1 protein-coding gene is annotated in these 1,328 nt (G+C 26.5%); it reads right to left on the bottom strand.

Annotated features, from left to right (window positions below; genetic code table 11):
- Positions 1-135 precede the first annotated feature (135 nt).
- Positions 136-1,328: hypothetical protein (locus tag DFR66_RS13955; protein WP_114755391.1), on the bottom strand; the 1,193-nt coding region annotated here is incomplete at its 5' end.

Here is a 1,328-nt window from a genome sequence, read left to right as displayed (position 1 = left end):
ACGTTCCCACGCTTGGCGTCAGTTGCGAACTTCGGAACTGATTATTTTCTGATAAAGATAATATTTCTTGCGAAGCGTGAACGTGAATTTACCAAAAAATTCGCAATTGCGCCAAACGTGTGTTAGCAGTAGTGCTTACTCGTAATATTCGATTTCTCTCGTCCATTTGTAAAGTTTTACTCCATCAACGGTTTTAATAATTTCAATCCAATTTTTGTTTTTATCAAATTCATATGAATATGTAACTTTAAATTTTCTCATTTTTTGTGTTTCAAATGATTCTTCTTCATAAATTAATTCAGTAACAATATCATTTTTGTATTTGTATTTTTGAATAATTTTCGCTTTTGAAATATCTTTATCACAACAATATTTTGCTATCAATTGATTAGATTTATTGTACCTAAAGTTATAAAAAGTTTGATAGCCACTTTTATTATTGGTAAATTTTGTAATTAGGTTATCGTTTTCGTAAATATTAGTTGTTTGACTACTTTCAATCACTTCATTACTATATTTATCAGAATTCAAATCAAAAGTTGTAGTTTTAATTAGTCGATTTTTTACATCATACTCATTTTTTAGATTTTTATAGACCACACCAATTGTATCTTGAACTCCAAAAGAATAACTATTTCCCTCTAATTTTTTCCAAGTATCTGGACTTTTGTGTATGCGATAATCTAATTTACCAAATTCGTTGTAGTGATTAATATTCTCATTTACTGTTCCATTATCATCAAAGTTTTTTGTTCTTATGACTTTTCCATTTTTATATTTTTTATAGCTATGTGAAAAAATATTAAGCTCTAAATTTTCATAAATTATATTTTCATCAACATAATCGCCGTATTCTTCAAAATAATGATTTCTCGTATCGGTTGAGTATTCTGAAGAATCGATAGTGCTAATTAATCTTTCTTTTTTGTCATAAACATATTTGTATGAATTCATAAAATTGTCTTTTTTTCCATACCAATTTTCTTTAATTATTTTTTTATTAGTATTGTAGAACCTTTCATAATTCAAATAATAACAAAAATTTGAGGAATACCAAGTGTTATGAAATCTTGATATTGTTGATTCTGGTCCCATAAATCCTGAATGACCATAATCATCATAATATAATAATTGTGGATTTTCCATTTCTGTTAAGAAAATTACTTTTTCTCTGATTCTCTTAACATTTCCATAAAGCGTGTCTTTTGGCAAACTTTGTGAGTTTGTTATTGAAGAAAAAAGAAATATTAAAATTAAAATGATTTTATTTGTCATTTCTTGCATTAAGTTATTGAATTCGTCGAGTTTTCGGAGCATTACTGCTAACG

Origin of the sequence: Flavobacterium glaciei, from assembly GCF_003350545.1 — a bacterium.
Taxonomy (GTDB): Bacteria; Bacteroidota; Bacteroidia; order Flavobacteriales; family Flavobacteriaceae; genus Flavobacterium; species Flavobacterium glaciei.
The sequence above is the reverse complement of the archived record's forward strand: the minus strand, read 5'-3'. Positions and strand labels throughout refer to the sequence as shown.